Here is an 18397-nt window from a genome sequence, read left to right on the forward strand (position 1 = left end):
ACTGTATTTGTCCGGGGCTGGTACATTTTTTTATAACAGCCTGTCCCTGCGGGGGGGCCGGCCGGCCCCCCCCGCCCCCCACCTCAGGTACAACGGCAGCACCGCGACACGCCCCTCCCGGGAGCCCGGGTCCGATGCTCGGCGAAAGCGCGAGTCCCGGGAAGGCCCGAATTCCTGATGGGGCGGATAACGAAATCGTATGGCCGGAACCGGGCTTGTTCCGTCAGGTCCCGGCCGTACGAGGCGAATGGACCTCACCCGATTCCGCGAACGGATATCCGGTGCACGACTATTGACAGCGCTGTTGCGCTGCCGATGTAGTTCCGGGTATCCACCCCACCCCGATTCGCCGATGACGGCCCCCTTCTCCACCGGCCCGTCGAAGCTGCTGCAGAGCCGCATCCGGCTGACCTGAGACACCCCCGTCCGGGTGCGGGCAACGTCCACACGTGTCACGCGCAACCCACCCCCGCCGACCGGGCTGCGCGCACCCACCCCACCCCCGTTCGACCACGCCCGCTTGCGGGCCGTGGTCCGACGGCATCGGTCGGCACCCCCACACAGGAGAAGTCATGGACGACTCTTCCCCCACCCTGTCCGACAGCGTTCGCGCCGAGATCAGCCGCCGCAGGGCGGTGCAGCTGCTGGGCGTCGGCGCGGCGGCGGTCGCCGCCGGCAGCGCCATGACGGGCACCGCCGCGGCGGCGGTGGCCCCGCTCCCCTCGTCGGGGCTGCGTGCGGCGGTGCTGGAGTACGCGGACCGGTGGACGAACGCCGTCGGGCTCCGAACGCTGTTGGAGCACGCCGGTTTCACCGTGATCGATCTCGACCTGACCAAGGCACCGGACGCCCAGGCCCAGGCCGTGGACCTGATCGCCTTCGGCAGTTTCACCAACGACAGCACCAACAACACCAACCCCTACGGCACCTACGTGAAGGCACACACCGACTCGCTGCGGAGATTCGTCCGGGCCGGCGGGGTGGTGCTCGACCTCGCCAAGTCCGACGAGCCCGGCGTCGGTGTCCCCTACCTGCCGATCTGGAAGTGGGACTACAACTCGACCGCGATGTTCGCGGTGCGCACCGACGCCGACTTCAACACGGTCTACCGGGTGGCCACCGCCCACCCGCTGGTCTCCGTCCTGCCGGCGGACGCCTCCGGTCAGGTGTTCGCCGGCCGCTCCGTCACCGCCAGCTGGGAGTCGCTCGGCGCCTGGAAGGAGATGCGGGTGCTCCTGGCCTGCGTCTCGGGGACGTCGGGCTACCCGGCGGCCCTGTTGGAGGGCAAGGACAAGATCGTCGCCGCGGACGGCAAGTCCTCCGTGGACGGCAAGGGCAGATACCTGGTCTCCAGCCTCACCATCGACAAGTGCTACGACACGGCCGGCGCGCCGACCCAGAGCGAGGCCGCCATCGACGACAGCCGCAGGTTCTTCAATGCCCTGACCGGGTACGTGAAGTCGGCGAAGGCCGGCAGCGCGCCCAGTCTGACGGTCACGCCGTCGCTCCAGGCGGGTCCGCTCGTCGGCCACGTGAGCGAGACCACCGCCCGGCTCTGGGCGCGGCCGGGCGTGGACCCGGGGACCTACCCGACCTGGAAGTGCGAGGTGAAGGCCGGCGGGGTCGTGGTGAAGACCGTCACCGCGACCCTCTCGACCGCCAACGACAGCACCCTCCTGATGGACGTGTCGGGTCTGCAGGCGAACACGGAGTACACCTTCGACATCACGTCCGCGACGGCCGCCGCCCCGGCTGTCCCGATGAAGGGTTCGTTCAGGACCGCACCGGCGGCGGGCGCGGCTGCCAAGGTCTCGCTGGGTGTGGGCTCCTGCGCGCACAACGTGCCGAACCACCTGTGGAAGCAGGTCATGACGGAGGGCTGCGAGGGCTTCGTCATGCTCGGTGACACCCCCTACGCCGACATGGGCCTCTCCGGCGCCTCCAGTGAGCTGGACAGGGTGCGCAGGCACCACCGGGACTTCCTGGCCGTACCCGAGATCGCGAGAATGGTCTCGTCGATGCCGATCTGGGGGACGTGGGACGACCACGACTTCGCGGGAAACGACACCGACGGCCGATCGACGCTGAAGACCATGTACCGGGAGGCGTTCGTCGACTACCGCGCCAACGCGAACTTCGGCCACGTCACCGGGGGCACCGGCCTCCTGACCGGCCGGGGCCCCGGTGAGGGCATCTACACGTCGTTCCGACGCGGCCCGGTCGAGGTGTTACTCATCGACCCGCGGTGGTTCTCCAACACCTCCACCGGGGTCTGCATGGAGACCGTCCAGTCGACGTGGCTGAAGGACGCCCTGAAGGCGAGCACGGCCACCTTCAAGGTCCTCGGCTCGGGGATGGTCTGGTACGACAAGATCACCGCCGAGAAGGACGACTGGAACACCTACAAGACCGAGAAGCTCCAGCTCCTCGACCTCATCAAGACCGAGAGGATCTCCGGCTGCGTCATGCTCAGCGGAGACATCCACGTCTCCCGCGCGGTGAAGAACTTCGACGGGACCCCGGCCGACCCGAAGCCGGCCGGCTACGACATGTGGGAGTACGTCGTCAGCCCCGTCCACGACTGGACCATCGGTGACCAGTTCGACGTGACCACCTCCGCGGCAACCGGGCTCCCGGAGAAGACGCGGTGGACGGCGCACCCGGCGGACCCGGTGAAGTGGAGCAAGGACGCGCCGTACACCTTCCTCAAGCTGACGGCCGACACCACCGTGACGCCGGCCACGCTCACCGCCAAGTGGATCAACCGGGACGGTGCGGTGCTGCACACGCAGACGTGCACCATCACCGACCTCACCCGCCCCTGACACCCCGGTCGGCGCGGGACCGCGGGGCGACCGCCGCCCCGCGCCGACCACCCGGCCCCTCCGGATCGACAGTCAAGGAGAGACGCCCATGCTCCGCAACGGCCTGGAACCCTGGCACCTCATCGTCGTGCTCGCCGTGATCGTGCTGCTCTTCGGCTCGAAGAAGCTCCCCGAGGCCGCGCGCGGGCTCGGCAAGTCCCTGCGCATCCTGAAGGCCGAGACCAGGGCCCTGCACGAGGACACCCCGCCCGACCCCGCACCGGACACCCCCGCAGACATTTCCCAGACCGCCCACACGGCCCACACCGCCCCGGAAACCACCGCCCCGGCCATCCCCCCGCCCAGCACCGACGCACCTGCCGGCGGCCGCACCACACCCAGCACCTCCCACTCGCACACCCCCTCCTGACCGGACCCCTACCCGGGCCCGGCCTCGACGCCCGGCCGCCGGTACACCCGCAGACCGGGCGTCCCCCGTGCGGCCGTGCCCCCCGCTCCGCCGACCTGCGCCGGGATGGCTACCGTGGACGCAGAGACCGAGATCCTTCCCGCCCGGGAAGGCCGCGGGCAGGACGGGAGCCGGTTGTGGACGACCTCGGTGACGGCAGGGCCTTCCTCGGCGTGCACGGCGTCGGGTTCGCGGGCCGGGAGGCTGAGCTGCGGACGCTGCTCTCCGCGGTGTCCGGGGTGCGTCCGGCGGTGGTGCTGGTGGAGGGCGAGGCGGGGATCGGCAAGTCGCGGCTGGTCGCGGAGGCGTCGGCGGTGCTGCGCGCGCAGGGTCTGCGGGTGCTGGCGGGCGGGTGTCATCCGTTGCGGGAGCCGCTGGCGTACGGCCCGGTGATCGACGCGCTGCGCCGCATCGGGCCGTGGCTGCCGCCGGCCGGGCGGCTGGGTGCCTCGGCGGGCGTGCTGGCGCCGCTGCTGCCGGACCTCGCCGGCGCGCTGCCCGAGCCGCCGCCCGACCTGCCGCCGGAGGTCTCGGTGTCCGGAGCCGGACGGTTCTGGGTGGTCTCGGCGGTGCGGACGGTGCTGGAGGCGGTGGCGCCGGCGGTCCTCGTGGTGGAGGACGTGCACTGGGCGGACGAGGCGACCCGGGAGCTGCTGCTGTTGCTGGCCCGGGACATGCCGGGCGACGTCGCGCTGGTGCTCACCTACCGGGGGGAGGAACTGCCGGGCGGGCGGCCGGTGCTGGGGGTGCCGTTCAGGCGTCCGCCGGGCACGGGCGGGGCGGAGGTCCGGCTCGGTCCGCTGGGTGAGGCGGAGCTGCGGACGATGGCGCGGGAGGTGCTGGGCGGCGATCCGGCACCGGCCCTGGTGCGGACCCTGCTGGAACGCAGCGGTGGTCTGCCGCTGGTGATCGAGGAGGACCTGATCACCCTCGCACGGTCACCGGACGGGGCGGACACGGCGGTCCTGCGGGTGCCCCGCAGCCTCGGCGAGGTGCTGGCGGACCGGACCGGACGGCTGGGCCCCGACGCGGCGGCCCTGGTCGACGCCGCGGCCGTGCTGTCCGTCCCGGCAGGGACCGGGCTGCTCGCCGAAGCCGCCGGGCTGGACGAGGAGCGGGGCGACGCGGCACTCGTGGAGGCGCTCGACGCCGCGGTGCTGCGGCAGGTCGGTCCGGACACCTACGGATTCGCGCACGTCCTGGCCCAGGAGGCGGTCTACGCCGCCCTCCCGGGGCCGGTGCGCAACCGGACCCATCGGCGGGTCCTGGAGGTGCTGCTGGCCCAGGACCCGCCGCCGCTGGTGCAGATCGCCCACCACACCCGTGCGCTGGGGGACCGGAAGGCCTGGCTGCCCCGCGCCCGGGCCGCCGCCGACCAGGCCACCGCGGTCGGTGACACGGGTACCGCCGCCACGCTGCTGAACGAGATCATCGACCAGCCCGACCTCACCCCGCGGGAGCTCGCCCATGCCGCCTGGGCGCTCTCGTACACGGCCTCGGTCGGCACCGAGGCCGCCACCACGGTCAGGATCCTGCGCAGGATCCTGACCGTGGCCGGTCTGCCCGAGGAGGTGCGCGGCCGGATCAGGACGAGCCTCGGCGGGCTGCTGATCTACCAGGTCGGAGACCTGGCGGGCGAGCAGGAGATCGTGACCGCCCTGGCGGAGGTGGGCGACAGCACCCCGGTCACCTCGGCCCGGATCCTGAGCTACCTGGGCCTGTCGCAGACCGACCGTTTCACGCTCGCCGAGCAGCGGGACCTCGTCCGGCGCGGCTACGACCTGCTGGCCGGAGCCGAGACCCGCAACGCCCGGCCGATCATGGACGTCGCCGGCATCTTCCTGCGGGGCGTGGTGGCGGACCCGGCCCTTCCGGAGGTCCTGGCGGCGCTGCCCCGCGACGGCGAGGTGCCCGTGCTCCAGGCCACGGCCTTCAGCGTCTGCAGCATCGCCGAGACCTGGCTCTGCGTCGGGCACGACACACGGTCCGCAGGCGCCGTCGAGGAGTTGCGGGCCATGGCACCGCGCACCCACCTGCCCATGCTGGACCCCTACCTGGACACCTTCCGGGTGGTGCTCGACTGGCAGTCCGGGCACTGGGACGAGGCCGAGCGCGGACTGGCGGCCCTCCACGAGCGTCACCCGGACAACCCCCTGCGGTCCGGCGGGTTGCTGGCGGCGGTGCGGGGTCTCACCGCCGCCGCCCGGGGTCTGACCGGGCAGGCGGCCGCGGTGTTCGACGCCGCGCTCACCCGGGGACTGCACCTGGACCTGTTCGGCGCCGCCGCCGGGCGGGCCAGGCTCCACCTCGCCCGCAGCGACCCGCAGGCCGCCTGGCGGTCCCTGACCGACCCGCTCGACTTCCTGACGTTCCTCGACCGCAAGGAGGCCTGGGGCTACGCCTGGGACCTCGTCCCCACCGCCGTCGAAACCCTCCTCGCCCTCGACCGCGCCGACGAGGCCCGCGACCTGACCGAACGCCACGCCACCGCCGCCGCAGGCCGCGACGCGCCCGGCGCCGACGCCGAACAGCACCACTGCCGCGGCCTGTTGCTGGCCGCCACCGACCCGGACGCCGCGACGGCGGCCTTCGATCTCGCCGCAGCGCAGTGGAGCGACATCGGCCGCCCCTACCGGGCCGCCCTCGCCGCCGAACGCGCCGCCCGCACCCGCACCGACCCCGGTGAGACGGAGACCCGCCTCGCCGGCCCGATCGCCGCCTTCGAGCGCCTCGGCGCCACCTCCGACGCGGCCCGCTGCCACCGAGGGCTCCGCGAACTCGGACGGCAGACCCCCAACCCGCGCGGCCGGGCCGGCTACGGCGACCGGCTCTCCCCCCGCGAGGAACAGATCCGCGACCTGCTCGCCTCCGGCGCCACCAACAAGGACATCGCCGCCGCCCTGTTCCTCTCCACCCGCACCGTCGAGAACCACGTCGCCCGCGTCCTCGCCAAGCTCCGCACCACCCGCGCCGACCTCACCGACGGGCAGGTCTGAGCCGACCGGTCTGCCGACGGCCCCCCGTACGGATCCCGCGCGCTCCTTGAGCGGAACACGGGGCCGTCGTGAGGGTCGTCGGCAGACCGGTCGGTCACCGGTACGCCCGTGCCTCGGCAGGAGCTCAGGGGAAGGGGAGCGTGCGGGCGAAGACGGTGACCAGCACCAGCACGGCGGGGAAGAGGGCGAGGAACATGGCGAACGTGTACCCCATGATGTCGCGCGCCTTCAGCCCCAGGACGGCGAGCGTGGGCAGCATCCAGAACGGTTGCAGCAGGTTGGCACTGGCCTCGCCGAGGTCGTACACGACGACCATCCAGCCCTGGTTGACCTGGAGTTGGTTGGCCGCCTCCAGGACGTAGGGGGCCTCGATCACCCACTTGCTGCCACCGCTGGGCACGAACACCCCGAGGACGCAGCTGTAGACCGCGATCATGGCCGGGTAGAAGAACTCGTTCGACACCGACACCAGCCAGCCGGCGATGGTCTTGTGCAGGCCGGTGTAGGCGATCATCCCGAAGATGCCGCCGTACAGCGGGAACTGGAGCAGGATACCGGAGACCGCGGGCGTGCCGTCCTTGACGGCGCGGGCGAGGTTCGCCGGCCGCCAGTGCAGGACGAGCGCCAGCAGGATGAGGATCAGGTTGATGGTGTTCAGGTCGAGCGCGTTGAGCGGGCTGCCACCGGAGTTCGCGAAGCGCCGGACGAGGTACCAGGCCCCGAGCGCGAACAGCAGGACCGTGAAGACCGGGCTGTACTCGATCCACTCGCCCGGCCTGGTCCGCCGGCTGTCGTGGCGCTGCCGGTCGAGACCGGGGCCCAGGTCGATGCCGAGCTGCTCCGCGGTCTTCGCGCGTTCCGGTGAGGGGGCCAGGAACCAGGCCATGCCCACACCGATGACGAAGATGACCGCCGTGGCCACAACGCCCTGCCACAGGAAGATGGTCTCGGTGAGGGGGATCAGCCCGCTGCCCCGGCCCTCGGCGATGACCTTCTGCACGGCCGCCGGGCTCGACGTGGCGCTGGCCACCTGCAACGCGGCCGACCCGGACAGTCCCTGGGCCCACACCGTGCCGAGGCCCAGGAAGGCCATCGCGCCGAGTGCGCGGTAGTCCACGCCGGGGACCCGGCGGGCGACCTCCTTGGCGAGGATCGCGGTGAAGATCAGGCTGAACGCCCAGTTCGCGTAGGAGGTGAGCATGGCGACGGCGGCGGTGAACGCGACGGCGCCGCGCGGGGTCCGGGGCAGCGCCGCCATCCGCGCGATCAGGCGCCCGACCGGCGGGGAGGCCGCCACCGCGTAGCCGGCGATCACGATCATGGCCATCTGCAGAGTGAAGGTGATGAGGGACCAGAATCCCTGCCCCCAGGCGTCGACCAGGCCGTACCCGCTCGTCGCCCCGGGTTTGTCCGGCACACCGAGGAGGTCCTCCCCGGACACCAGTCCGAGGGCGAAGATCAGGAACGTCCCCACCAGGACGAAGCCCAGTGCGTCGGGCAGCCATTTCTCGGTGAAGGCCGTGAAGCGGAGTGCAATCCGGGCGGGCCAGTTCTCGCCGGTTCCCGTCGTCGGACCGGGAGGCTTGGGCGCGGTCGTCGTCATCGGATCCTCGCTCTCACTCCCCGGATAGGTGGCACCTGTGCCGGGCCGGTGCGGGGAGTGCGGCCGATCCTGCGTCGCCGCGACTTCCGGGGTCAATGGTGACGAGGGTCACACCTGACCCGGGCCAGGTGTGGACGTCGGCCGCGACCGCGCCTCGATGCCCGGAACGTCTCCCGCGGCACGGTGTGCGCGCCTGGAACGGTTGCGGCGGGCTGCCGGAGGTCCGGTACGCGGGGTACCTCACGGGGGGCTTCGACATCGTGCTCCTGGTGCGGGTCCGCGACACGGAGACGCTGCGCGCCGTCGTAGTTCGAGAAGCTACGGGGCATCCAGGGGCTGCGGTCCACCCGGACGCTGACCGTGGTCGAGGAGGTCGTGGACCGGCCCGGCATCGTCCCCACCGAGTGACGCCCCGTCGGCCGCTACCGCGCCAACTCCGCCTGCCGCGGCTCCGGGATGCGCGGGGCAGCCGGTCGGGGGCCTCCCGGCACGGCGGACCGGACGGCGGCCGGTGCCGGAACTCCGCGCAACTCCCGGGCCGTGGCCCGGAGTACGGCGAGCAGGGCGAGCAGCATCAGCATGCCGTGGGCCGGCATCGACAGGTAGGGCGCCACGGCGGGGGCGATGAACGTGAGGTAGCTGCCGAGGGACGACGCCTGCACCAGGATCGGGAGGTACCAGAGCCGGTGGGGGCGGTGGAAGGCGACGATCACACTGAGCACGTCGGCGACGTAGAAGTAGCGCTCGTGCATGGACGGCAGCAGGAACGGCACCGCGATCGCGGAGGTGGTGGCCAGCAGCAGGACGGTGGCGGGTGTGAGCAGCGGTCGTCCGTCCCGCTCCACCGCACTGCCGGCCCGCCGGACGGACCGCACCGCCAGCCCGACCAGGACCAGGACCGTCGCACCCGCGATCAGGACCCCGACGCTCCGTACGGCACCCTCCGCGGTCTGCGGCACGGAGACGAACTGGTAGACGGACGGCGCGTTGAGCGTGAGCTGCGTGTACGTGCCCGTCTGTCGGGTGTACACCGTCAGCAGCTTCCACGGGTCGGCGCCGAGCAGGAGGGCGGGGACGTCGAGCGCCAGGTAGACCGCCGGAACGGCCAGCAGACTCGGCCAGGGGATCCGCTTCACCAGGACGAGTACCAGCAGCAGGGGGAAGAGGAAGACCGCCTGGAGCTTGAACGCCAGCGCGATCCCGAAGAACGCGCCGGCCCACCAGGGCCGGTCCCGGAGCAGGTGGTACAGGCCGCCGACCAGGAAGGTCGTGAAGATCGCATCGGCCTGGCCCCACCAGCCGCTGTTGATGACGACGGTGGGGAGGAGGAGGACGACCACCGCCGCTCCGAGGGCGGGCCGGAGCCGCCGGGGCCGGCGCAGGGCGACGATGCGGAACGTGTACGACGCCAGCGCCAGGTCGAACAGGATCGAGACCCACTTGATGCCCGCCAGCGCCGGCACCGGCAGGTAGGTGAGCGCGGCCATGAGGTAGAGGTACGGGGCGTTGTAGTCGGAGAACTCCATGTCGCTGAGGGCGGCGAACCCGCCGTTCTCCGCGATGTACCGGTACCAGGGGCCGAGGAAGTAGAAGTAGTCCGACGACTCGCCGTCCAGCAGGAGGATCCTGCACAGGAGCGCGGCCCCCACCGCCGTTGTCGCGGCGAGGGTGAGGACCGTCGGGTCGGTCGCGCGACGGCGCGGCTCGGCGGTTGAGTCGGACATCGGACTCCGTTCGGGTCGGTGCGGTGCTCGGTACGGCGTGTGCGGGAAGGGGGAGGGCACGTCGCGAGTCCGGCCCCGGCCCCACCCGGACCCGGTGTGGGGGCGGAGCGGACCGGGGCCGGGTCCGTACGACCCGGCCCGTCGCGTCCGTCGGCCCGCCCCGCCCCGTCACGAGCGGCGGGCAGGTCTCACGCCTTTCGGTGAGTCCTGCGGGCGGCGGTCCTCGTGCGGAGGCGGTAGGCGAGGAGGAGGCCGGCGACGAGCAGCGCCCCGCCGGTGGCCAGGACGAGCGGTGTCCGGTCGGAGGGGCCGGTCTCCGCCAGGGGGCGCCCGTCGTTGTCCGTGTCCGTGTCCGTCTCCGCCGGGATGTCCTCCACGGGCCCAAGCGTGGCTCCGGGCGTGGCTCCGGGCACCGCCGGTCCGGATGCGGTGGCCGGGGCGGAAGGCTGTGCCGACGGCGGCTCCTGCGCCGACGCCGATGCGGAGGGTCGGGCGGTCGGCGGCGACGTCGCGGGCTTCGGGGACGCGGGGGAGGCCGGCGCGGTGGCGGACGGTGCTGCGGCGGACGGCGTGCCGGGGGAGGCCGGTGCGGTGGGGGACGGCGTGCCGGGGGAGGCCGGTGCGGTGGGGGACGCTGCGCCGGGGGCCGTCGGTGCGGCGGAGGACGGTGCGGCCGTCGGCCTACCGGGGACCGGAAGGCCCGGGGTGATGGAGACGTCGTCGTAGTAGACGACCACCGGCGGCGTCCCGCCGCTCACGTTCCCCTTCGAGGCCTTCCAATTCGGCCGGTACAGACCGATCTTGTGATACGGGGCGGTGTCCTGGTGGTAGCTGTTGGGCCCGAGGTGGGATCCCACCTGGGCGCCGTCGAGCCGGGCGGCGATGGAACCGGGCGTGGCCGCGGTGGACCAGGTGATGTCGAAGGCCCACTGGTTCCAGTGTCCGAGCCGGACGGGACCGAGGTCGTACCTGACCTCGTTCACCGGTTCGGAGCCCGCCTTCCAGTGGACGAGCATGAGCCACCGGTCCGCCCTGACCGCGAGGACGACCGCCGGGATGGTGTCCGTTCCGCCGTGCCATTGGGACACGATGGTCTGGGCCTCGTAGGAGATCCATTCCTGCGGCAGGTAGTTGGAGAAGGTGTAGCGGTAGCTGCCGTACGGCAGGCGGCTGGTGGCTATCTCGGATCGGTAGGACCTGCCGTCGTCGGGCAGGGTGAACCGGGCGGCCCTGCCGGTGTGGCCACCGGGGGCCGCCACGACGTCCACCGCGCCCTCGCCGTCGATGCCCTTGCGGGGCCACACCGTGGTGCTGCCGGACTCGAAACCGTCACTGAAGGGGACGGCGGTGGACGCTGCGGTCGCGGTGGAGCCGGCGGACGCGGCTCCCACCGCCAGCACGGCCGCCAGGATCGCACCGACCCGACGGCTGTGGCTGTGACGCTGGAACATGAACCATCCAGGAGCAGAGGCGCGACGGCGACCTTGCGAGGTCGCGGTCCACGGCGAGGAACTGAGCGGAAGCGCCGGCTCTCCTGCGCGTGCTTGCTTCGGTGAGAGCCGGTTGCCACTACATGAGCGCCGCGTTGCTTCCCCGTCCCGGTCCGACACCGGTTCGTTACCAAAGCCTCCTGCGCCCCGCTGCCCGGCCGGCACTCCGGCAAGGGGCATTAATGATGCAAACACCTTGACACTGGAATGTCGCAGCCACAGGATCGGCGTGCAAAGGCATCGGACACGGAGCGGAAACCGCACCGCCGTACTCCGACGCGTTCTCGGATACCCCGGACCTCGCAACGCGTCGTGGAGGCACCCTCGCCGGGGCAGGACCTTGCCGGTTGAAGCCTCGATCGGACCCTTCGGCATCCGCGCGGCCGCACCGACGGCTGTCCGTGGAGGTGGCCGGGTCAGCAGCGTGTCGGCCGGCCCCGCGCCGGTGTCACGCACCACCCTCGCACCGCCCCTTCCCGCGCAGAGTCGCGCGTACTCCTGGAGCGTTCATGTCCACGAGCCCGCACCGCCGTACGGTGCCCGCCGCCACCTGTCTCCTGCTCACACTCGCCCTGAGCACCGCGTGTTCCACCGGTCAGAAGTCGTCCTCCTCCGGGGCGGGTGCCCCGGTCGCTCCGGTGAGCGGCAAGATCTCGATGACCTACCTGCAGAAGCAGGGCGATCAGGAGTACTTCGTCGGAGAGGCGGCCGGGGCGAAGGCCAGGGCCGCCGAGCTCGGCGTGGACCTCAAGGTGGTCAACCTCGGCAACGACGCGAACAAGACCGTCAGCGAAGTCCGGTCCGCCATCGCGCAGAAGACCAACGGCCTGATCGTCGTCGTCCCGGATCCGGCGGTGGGCCCCCAGGTCGTGCAGGCGGCCAGGGACGCCAAGGTCGCACTGCTGACCTCCGACGACCAGATCTGTGCCACCGGTCCCGATCCGGCGGGCTGCGCGCCGGGGGACATGGTGCCCCGGATCGGCTTCAGCGGCGAGCAGATGGGCAGCGAGGTCGGCAAGCGCGCCGCCGAGGAGTTCGGCAGGTCGAAGTGGAACCCGGCCGAGACCCGGAGCATCTCCGCCTGGAAGCAGGATGTCACCGTCTGCACCTCCCGGGTCAAATCCGCCAAGGCCGCCTTCCTGAACGGCGGCGGTACCGGAGTGCAGAACATCGACGTCGCCACCGACAACACCCCCACGGGTGCCCAGGACAGGATCGCCGCCGTCGTCACCGCCAACCCGAACGTGAAGCACTGGGTGGTCTGGGGCTGCAACGACGAGAACGTCCAGGGCGGCGTCACCGCCCTGGAGAACGCCGGCTTCAAGGCCGACCACGTGATCGGCGTGGGCCTGGGTGCCTACCTCGCCTGCAAGAACTGGGGCTCCGGCAAGCCGTCGGGCATGCGGGCCGCCCTGTTCATCAACGGCAAGGACGTCGGGGCACTGGCCGTCCAGACCCTGTACGACAGGCTGAAGAGCGGCAAGGAGATGCCCGCCGAGGCGTTCGCCCCCACCACCATGGTCGACGCCGCCACCTTCAGGAACAGCGGCGTCACCTGCAACTGACTTCCCAAAACCCGTAACTGACGTTCCGTCACCCCTAACGGCATCGGCCGACCACCCCGGTCGCCGGTCGGCCGAGGTACGGCCCGGACCGGCCCCCGACGACCCTCGGCCGGCCGCCCGGAAACCTTGCTGCTCGGGAGCACACACCTCCCCCCACCCAGGAGATCCGCATGCATCGTTCCATCCTGCCGTGGAGCCCGACGGCTCCGCGGGATCCCTCCTCCACCAGGCCCCGACCGGGGCGTGGTCGCTCGGCGCTGCTGTCCGCGGCGGCCGTCGTCGCCGCGCTCGCCGCGCCCCTGCCGGCGCAGGCCGCGCCCACCGAGACGGTCGTCGACGTGACGGCGTTCGGTGCCGACCGGACCGGCACGCGGGACAGCGCCGCAGCGGTGAAGGCGGCCCTGCGACAGGCCAGGACCGTGCAGGGACCGGTGCGGGTGCTGTTCCCCCGCGGCACCTACCAGATCTACCCGGAGCAGGCCGAGACCCGGGAGCTGTACCTCTCCAACACCGTCGGCGCCGACCAGACGTACCGGGACAAGCGCATCGGCATCCTCATGGAGGACATGCGCGACGTCACGATCGACGGCGGCGGCTCGCACCTGCAGTTCCACGGCCTGATGACCGCCTTCGCCGCCATCCGCTCCCAGAACGTCACGGTGCGGGGCTTCAGCTTCGACGTCACCGCCCCGAAGGTCGTCGACGCCACCGTCAGCGAGACGGGCGTCGCCGACGGCCGCGCCTACCGGGTGCTGAACATCCCGCCCACCAACGGCTTCACCGTGGCGAACAACCAGGTCACCTGGCTCGGAGAGAAGAGCCCGGCCACCGGACAGCCCTACTGGTCCGGCGTCAACGGCATGAGGTACACCCAGCTCCACGACCCGGCGAACACGAGCACCTGGCGCGGCGCCAACCCCCTGTTCACCAACGTGGCGTCGATGACGGCGCAGGCGGGCAACAAGCTGCGCATCGACTACACGAGTGCGGCTCCGCCGACCGACCGGGGTCTGGTCTACCAGATGCGGGAGGACACCCGCGACACCGCGTCCGCGTTCTTCTGGGAGTCCAAGGACGTCACCGTGCAGGGGCTGAAGGCCCGCTACCTGCACGGCTTCGGCTTCCTCGGGCAGATGAGCGAGAACATCACCATCGACGGCAACGACTTCCGCACCGACCCCGCCACCGGGCGCAGCACGGCGGGGTTCGCGGACTTCGTCCAGATGTCCGGCATCAAGGGCGCCGTCAACATCAGGAACAACGTGTTCGACGGTGCGCACGACGACGCGATCAACATCCACGGCACCTACGTCGAGGTCACCGGACGGTCCGCGGACGGCAGGACGCTCACCCTCGAATACAAGCACCACCAGACGGCCGGGTTCCCGCAGTTCTACCCCGGCGACAGCGCGGAGATCGTGGACAAGCGGACGATGGCGACCGTCCCCGGCGCCACCGCCCGGGTCGTGTCGGTCGACGGCCCGACGGGCCGCGACCACAACAAGCCCCTGACCACCATGAAGGTCACCTTCGACCAGGCCGTCCCCGCCTCCGTCACCCCCGGGAACTTCGTGGTGGAGAACACCACCTACACCCCCACCGTCGACATCAGCGGCAACACCGTCGTCAACATCCCCACCCGCGGCATCCTGGTCACCACCCGCAAGCCCGTCGTCATCAGGAACAACACCTTCGACGGCACCCGGATGGCCAGCATCTTCATCTCCTCCGACGCCAAGGAGTGGTACGAGTCCGGCCCCGCCCAGGACGTCCTCATCACCAAGAACACCTTCCTGCGCCCGGCGGGCCCGGTGATCCTGGTCGAGCCCACCAACGAGGTCCAGGACGCCGGCAACCCGGTGAGCCGCAACATCCGTATCCAGGACAACGACTTCAGGATCGGCGACGTCCGCCTCCTCGACGCCAAGAGCGTCGGCGGCATCACCTTCGAACGCAACGACGTCCGCCGCCTCGACCGCAACACGGCGTTCGCGGCCGAGACGACCACGACGTGCCTGGCGCCGGGCGCCACCGGCACCGTTCGCACGGTCGCCGGCGCGGCACCCTACACGACCCCGCTGTTCAAGTACCGCGCCTCCTCCGGCGCCCTCGTCAAGGACAACGACTTCGACAACGGGCTGAACCTGCGCGCCGAGCTGAACGCCACCGACGCCGCCCAGGTCGCCACCGACGACGTCACCACCAACGGCACCAACAGGATCCTGCCCCTGCTGCCGACCCTCACCTACACCAGCAGCAACCCCGCCGTCGCCACCGTCGACTCCTCCGGAAAGGTGACCGCCAGGGCCACCGGCACCGCCGTCATCACCCCCGTCACCACCAGTCAGCTCGGCGACACCACCGGCAAGCCCGTCACGGTCCAGGTCGGCTGCGCGGTGCCGGCGACCTTCCGCACGATGACCGTCGCCGGGACCGGAGACGTCGTCGACGTGAGCGGGAGCAGCCTCGCCGACCACGCCCCGGTCATCCGCCGGCCGAACGCCGACGCCCCGAACCAGCGCTTCGAGTTCCGGCCGCTGGCCGACGGCTACGTGCGCATCGTCAACCAGAACAGCGGCAGGGACCTGGCCGTGCTGAACGCGTCCCGGACTGCCGGAGCCAAGATCATCCAGCACGCCTACGCACCCGGCGCCGACACCAACGACGAATGGCGGCCGGAGGACGCCGGCAACGGCCGCGTGCGCGTCGTCAACCGCCTCAGCGGCCTCTACCTCACCGCCGGCGCCACCCAGGGCAGCCAGTTCGAGCAGCGACCCTACGACGGGAGCGGCCTCCAGACCTTCCTCCTCGGCTGACGTTCCGTCGATCGACGTGCGGCGGCCCCCAGAAGTCCGCCGGCGTGACGACCGCGGGCCCGGCGTGGCGGGTGGCGACGGCACGGCGGGCCCGCTCGCTAGCCCAGATCGTGCGGGCTGGAGAGCCAGGGCGACTGCCAGGTGGTGCGGCCACGGTCGTGCGCGGGCCCCCAGGACCCCCGCTCGTACGGCACGGGTGCGGGCGGGTGGTCGACCAGGGGCTGGATGACCCGCCAGGTCTCCTCCACAACGTCCCGGCGGGTGAACAGGGAACGGTCACCGGTCAGGGCGTCGTTGAGGAGCCGTTCGTAGGGCTCGGGGGGCTTGCCGAGCTCGGCGGCGAAGGACAGGCCCAGGTGGACGGGCCTGGCCGAGTGGCCGGAGGCCTCCTTCGAGAGCATGCCGAGCCGCAGGCCCGGGTCCGGGTCGATCCGCAGGACCAGCTCGTTGGGGGCGGGGTGCTCGGGCTGTTCCAGGAAGGCGAGCCGGGGCGGGCGTCTGAAGACCACCCGCACCTCGGTGGCCCGGGCTGCCAGTGCCTTGCCGGCCCTGATGGCGAACGGCACCCCGCTCCAACGCCAGTTGTCCACCTCCAGGCCCAGCTCGACGTAGGTCTCGGTCACCGAGCCCGCCCTGACGCCGGGGACGTCCAGGTATCCCTCGTACTGGCCGCGCACGCAGTGGGTCGGATCGACGTCCGCCATCGCCCGGAAGACGTCGGCCCTGCGATCCCAGAGGGCTTCCGACCCTGGGCCGACCGGCGCCTCCATCGCGATCAGGGCCAGCACCTGCAGGAGGTGGTTCTGGACCACGTCGCGCAGTGCGCCCACCGGGTCGTAGAACGCCCCCCGGTCCTCGACGCCGAAGTCCTCGGCCATGGTGATCTGGACCGCGGCCACGTGGTCGCGGTTCCATACCGGTTCGAGAAGCGCGTTGGCAAACCGCAGGAACTGGATGTCCAGCACGGGCTGCTTACCGAGGAAGTGGTCGATCCGCAGGATCCGGTCCTCGGGGAGCACCCGGTGCAGGCGCGCGTTGAGGGCCCTGGCGGAGGCCAGGTCGTGGCCGAAGGGCTTCTCGAGCATCACCGTGGCGTGCGCCGTGAGGTTCGCCGCGGCCAGGGCCTCCACGACCGGGGCGAACAGCGAGGGCGGGATCTCCAGGTAGAAGAGCGGCTTCCCGGCGCCCTCCAGCCGGCCGGCCAGCGCCCGGTACGTGGCCGGGTCGGTGAAGTCGCCCTGGAGGTAGGACAGCCGCCGGGCCAGCCGGTCGAAGACCTCGGCCGACACGGCCTCGCCGGTCGTCCGCAGGGCCTCGCGCAGGGAGGAGACCAGGTGGTCGTGCGACCAGTCGTCGAAAGCCACGCCGATGACCGGGCAGTCCAGGAGTCCGGCCGCTTCCAGGCGGTAGAGCGACCGGAAGGTCATCTTGTGCGCGAGGTCGCCGGTGATACCGAAGATCACCAGGGCATCGGCGGTCACCGCTGCGCCCCCCGTCACACGGATCCCCGCCCGGGCCGCGGGCCGGGGCGGGGCACGGTGGCGCCGTCGACGCGGCCGGCGTGGCCCGCCGCCGGGCGGAGGAGCACGGACGGTCCGGTCCGGGCCCGCGGGTGGGCGCCGAGCGGCTTCCTCCGCTCCCGGGTCCGCACGGTGGCCGCCCCGGTGCGATCACCGCCGAGGCCCAACAGACGGGTCCGAACCCGCCCCGATAGACGATTGCTCATGAAAGGGACGATATAGCCCATAGCGCCGATCCTGCTGGCGCTGCGGTTCAAGTCGCCGGGCCGCCCCACGTGCCGCACTCACCGTGCGGCGCGCACGCCGTGGCCGGGACGGGGCCGGGACGGGGCCGCGCTCGCTCCCTGCGGCGCCGGGAACCCGCCGGCCCGCAACCCCGGCCATGACCGGTGGCCGAGTTCCTCGGCCGGGGCGGCCGTCGAGCCGTCGCCGCGGAGGTTGGGCCCGGTGGCCGCGTCGGAGGTCTCGGTGAAGTGTCTGCGCTTCTGCTCGCGGTGCCGGCCCCCGCGCCGGTCAGTGCTTGTGGCTGTCGCCCGGACGGGCGGAGGTACTGCCGCTCGGGGTCGGGGTCGGGCCGGGCCGGGTGGTCGAGCCGCTGACTCCGGGCGTGGTGGCGGCGTCCGTCGAAGGCGCGGGTTCGGCCGGGCTGTCGGCGGACTCGTCGGCGCCGTGGCTGTGCCCGCCTCCGCCGGCCGATTCGGCCGTGAGGTCGGCGGCGAGACCGCGCAGTCCGAGGAAGACGACGGCGGCGGTGATCGCCACGGCTGCGCCGGTCAGACGGATGATGCTGCGCCAGCGGGCGGCGTCGTGGCGCAGGACGTAGGCGATGAAGGAGACCACTAGGCCGGCGGGGATGAGCCACGTGCCGCGGTCGGGGAAGTCCTCGAAGTGCTGGAGACCGCCGCTGAGCATGCCGATGCCGAACGAGAGGGCGAGTGAAGCGGCGACCACGGCGGCGATCCTGGCGGCGTTCGGCCGGTTGCGGGCGAGGACGAACTCGTTCATCAAGGTGCCGAAGAGGAAGACGGCGGCGGCGATGAGCCCGGTGAGTCCGTAGCGGGCGGGGTCGAGCGGGTAGTGCACGACGGCCCCGCTGATGAGGCCCGCACCGACGAAGGTCGTGATGTAGCCGAGGTAGCCGTTCAGCAGGAGCGGCTTGCGGGCGGCTCGTCGGCGCCCGCGTTCGCCGGACGCCGCGGGGGACGGCCGGGTGGAGGCGGACATCTCCGTTCGGGGCCGCGGGACGGGTGGCCGGTCGCGCGGACCGGCGGGGGAGGGGGCCGGGTCGTCGGCCCGGCCAACCGGGTAGTGGCCCGGAGCTGCACCGTGTCCGTGCGGGGGCCGGTGCCGGTACGGCGGGTTCGAGCCTGCGGGCGCCCCGGGTGAGGGCGCGGCCGGAGGGTTGGCGAG

General features: G+C 72.1%; 10 protein-coding genes. 5 read left to right on the forward strand and 5 right to left on the reverse strand.

Features of this window, described 5'->3' with window-relative positions; all coding sequences use genetic code 11:
* The first annotated feature begins 572 nt into the window (after nt 1–572).
* The 3 genes from ACFWOG_RS12190 to ACFWOG_RS12200 all read left to right on the forward strand — a co-directional run bounded on the left by ACFWOG_RS12190 (nt 573) and on the right by ACFWOG_RS12200 (nt 6269).
* Entirely contained in the window at nt 573–2825 is a 2253-nt protein-coding gene (locus ACFWOG_RS12190) for an alkaline phosphatase D family protein (protein WP_380357350.1), read from the forward strand.
* 88 nt (nt 2826–2913) lie between these two features.
* A complete protein-coding gene (tatA, locus tag ACFWOG_RS12195; protein ID WP_380357353.1) occupies nt 2914–3234 on the forward strand; it encodes a Sec-independent protein translocase subunit TatA in 321 nt (106 codons plus the stop codon).
* A 176-nt stretch (nt 3235–3410) separates the two neighbouring features.
* Nucleotides 3411–6269: an ATP-binding protein gene (locus ACFWOG_RS12200; protein ID WP_380357356.1), complete on the forward strand. Its 2859-nt coding sequence runs from the start codon at nt 3411–3413 to the stop codon at nt 6267–6269.
* Between the two features lie 124 nt (nt 6270–6393).
* On the opposite strand, the gene ACFWOG_RS12205 is transcribed toward ACFWOG_RS12200, so the two are convergent.
* The 3 genes from ACFWOG_RS12205 to ACFWOG_RS12215 form a co-directional block, all read right to left on the reverse strand.
* Nucleotides 6394–7872, reverse strand: a complete 1479-nt coding sequence (locus ACFWOG_RS12205) for a short-chain fatty acid transporter (protein WP_380357359.1) — start codon at nt 7870–7872, stop codon at nt 6394–6396.
* A 422-nt stretch (nt 7873–8294) separates the two neighbouring features.
* Entirely contained in the window at nt 8295–9596 is a 1302-nt protein-coding gene (locus ACFWOG_RS12210; RefSeq protein WP_380357362.1) for a glycosyltransferase 87 family protein, read from the reverse strand.
* Between the two features lie 188 nt (nt 9597–9784).
* The gene (locus ACFWOG_RS12215; protein ID WP_380357366.1) at nt 9785–11047 is read right to left on the reverse strand and encodes a heparin lyase I family protein; all 1263 of its coding nucleotides are present in this window, start codon (nt 11045–11047) and stop codon (nt 9785–9787) included.
* A 548-nt stretch (nt 11048–11595) separates the two neighbouring features.
* On the opposite strand from ACFWOG_RS12215, the gene ACFWOG_RS12220 reads away from it, so the two are divergent.
* Complete coding sequence (locus ACFWOG_RS12220; RefSeq protein WP_380357369.1) at nt 11596–12651, forward strand: substrate-binding domain-containing protein; 1056 nt, start codon at nt 11596–11598, stop codon at nt 12649–12651.
* 170 nt (nt 12652–12821) lie between these two features.
* The gene (locus ACFWOG_RS12225) at nt 12822–15467 is read left to right on the forward strand and encodes an RICIN domain-containing protein (RefSeq protein ID WP_380357372.1); all 2646 of its coding nucleotides are present in this window, start codon (nt 12822–12824) and stop codon (nt 15465–15467) included.
* 98 nt (nt 15468–15565) lie between these two features.
* Here ACFWOG_RS12225 and ACFWOG_RS12230 read toward each other — a convergent pair whose 3' ends face one another.
* Entirely contained in the window at nt 15566–16948 is a 1383-nt protein-coding gene (locus ACFWOG_RS12230) for a glucose-6-phosphate dehydrogenase (RefSeq protein ID WP_380357375.1), read from the reverse strand.
* Between the two features lie 552 nt (nt 16949–17500).
* Complete coding sequence (locus tag ACFWOG_RS12235) at nt 17501–18211, reverse strand: hypothetical protein (RefSeq protein ID WP_380357377.1); 711 nt, start codon at nt 18209–18211, stop codon at nt 17501–17503.
* Nucleotides 18212–18397: the final 186 nt, after the last annotated feature.

Source organism: Kitasatospora sp. NPDC058406 (assembly GCF_042722765.1).
In the GTDB taxonomy this organism is placed as follows: Bacteria; Actinomycetota; Actinomycetes; order Streptomycetales; family Streptomycetaceae; genus Kitasatospora.

Bases quoted from the DNA above. Each gene is read 5' to 3' on its own strand.
- ACFWOG_RS12190 (WP_380357350.1), top strand. From the start codon at position 573: ATGGACGACTCTTCCCCCACCCTGTCCGACAGCGTTCGCGCCGAGATC.
- tatA (WP_380357353.1), top strand. From the start codon at position 2,914: ATGCTCCGCAACGGCCTGGAACCCTGGCACCTCATCGTCGTGCTCGCC.
- ACFWOG_RS12205 (WP_380357359.1), bottom strand. From the start codon at position 7,872: ATGACGACGACCGCGCCCAAGCCTCCCGGTCCGACGACGGGAACCGGC.
- ACFWOG_RS12210 (WP_380357362.1), bottom strand. From the start codon at position 9,596: ATGTCCGACTCAACCGCCGAGCCGCGCCGTCGCGCGACCGACCCGACG.
- ACFWOG_RS12215 (WP_380357366.1), bottom strand. From the start codon at position 11,047: ATGTTCCAGCGTCACAGCCACAGCCGTCGGGTCGGTGCGATCCTGGCG.
- ACFWOG_RS12220 (WP_380357369.1), top strand. From the start codon at position 11,596: ATGTCCACGAGCCCGCACCGCCGTACGGTGCCCGCCGCCACCTGTCTC.
- ACFWOG_RS12225 (WP_380357372.1), top strand. From the start codon at position 12,822: ATGCATCGTTCCATCCTGCCGTGGAGCCCGACGGCTCCGCGGGATCCC.
- ACFWOG_RS12235 (WP_380357377.1), bottom strand. From the start codon at position 18,211: ATGTCCGCCTCCACCCGGCCGTCCCCCGCGGCGTCCGGCGAACGCGGG.